Origin of the sequence: Clostridium sp. DSM 8431, assembly GCF_900116755.1 — a bacterium.
In the GTDB taxonomy this organism is placed as follows: domain Bacteria; phylum Bacillota; class Clostridia; order Clostridiales; family Clostridiaceae; genus Clostridium.
The window spans coordinates 1-1,153 of the sequence record NZ_FPBY01000202.1 but is presented as its reverse complement, the minus strand read 5'-3'; the positions used below and the strand labels follow the sequence as shown (position 1 = coordinate 1,153).

The window sequence follows — 1,153 nt, the reverse complement described above, 5'->3', positions numbered from 1 at the left end:
GTTCAACATTAACATATAGATGTATTTAAACTTTCAGGTTCAATTTCTTTATGAGTCTTATTATCGTTCAACATTAACATATAGATGTGTTTAAATATCCTAAATGCCATTTTATCATTTGTACTATCACATATATAGGTTTGCGTTAAAGAAACTTTTTTATTATAATTGATAAAAAAAGGAAAAATGGAGATAAAAATGAATTATTATGAGATGAAAATCAAAGTGAAACTTACAAAAGATATAAAAATAGATGAAACTTCTTATAAAATAGGAGTATTTATTAATAATTCCATGTTAAATAATCCGTTGTTAAAAAAACTTCATGAAGAAAAGTTTTATAAATATGTTTTTGATAGTTTTTATCCAATAGAAAAGGACAAGATATATAAAAAAGGAAAGAATTATTTCTTTAGAGTGAGAAGTATTAATCTTCAGCTACTCAATAAAATGGCAATGTCAATTTATAATCATGAATATAGTGATATAAAGGCTATAGATGTAGATTTAAACATGGTTGAAGTAGAAAATGTCAAAGAATTGTATACTCTTAAACCTATAATAATAACAGAGGATAATGGTGGACCTTGGATTGATAAAAAGAGTTCTATAGATAGTTTAATAAAAAAATTAAATGGAAATCTGGAGAAAAAATTAAATCAGATGGAGGGATCTGAAAAGTATAGAGATACAGGCTGCTTTATTGAGAATATAGAGATAACTAATAGAGTTCCAATTAAGTATAAATATAAGTCTGTAACATTATTAGGTAATAAGGTTAAGATAAAAGTTAAGGAAGATGAAAATAGTCAGATGAAAGCTTTTATAGCTATTGCCTTAGGGCTTGGAGAAAAGGGAAGTAGTTTGGGAGCTGGCTTTTGTGGATATAAGTAGGTTAATTACAAAAACTTAAGTTATAACAAATAAAAAGTTATAGAAATAAATTTTCCAACTTCCTAATTTATTTAAATTGGCTTTGAAATAGTTATACTAAGAGCTTAGATGATTTTTAAATGTTATTTTTAATTTTGGGATTTAGGTTGGAAAAAATCTTTAGAAATGGCTGTATATCAGGAATGAAATAAGATATAATAATAGAGGAATGGCTTAAAAACATAGGTCTAACATTAACATGAGATGTATTTAAACCATG

The 1,153-nt window shown here is 25.2% G+C and carries 1 protein-coding gene; it reads left to right on the top strand.

What is annotated here, in order from left to right; translation table 11 throughout:
• The first annotated feature begins 198 nt into the window (after positions 1-198).
• On the top strand, positions 199-894 hold the full coding sequence (locus BM384_RS15090) for a hypothetical protein (protein ID WP_090014815.1): 696 nt from the start codon (positions 199-201) through the stop codon (positions 892-894).
• The last annotated feature ends 259 nt before the right edge of the window (positions 895-1,153 follow it).

Coding starts and splice junctions, on each gene's coding strand:
- BM384_RS15090 (WP_090014815.1), top strand. CDS start 199: ATGAATTATTATGAGATGAAAATCAAAGTGAAACTTACAAAAGATATA.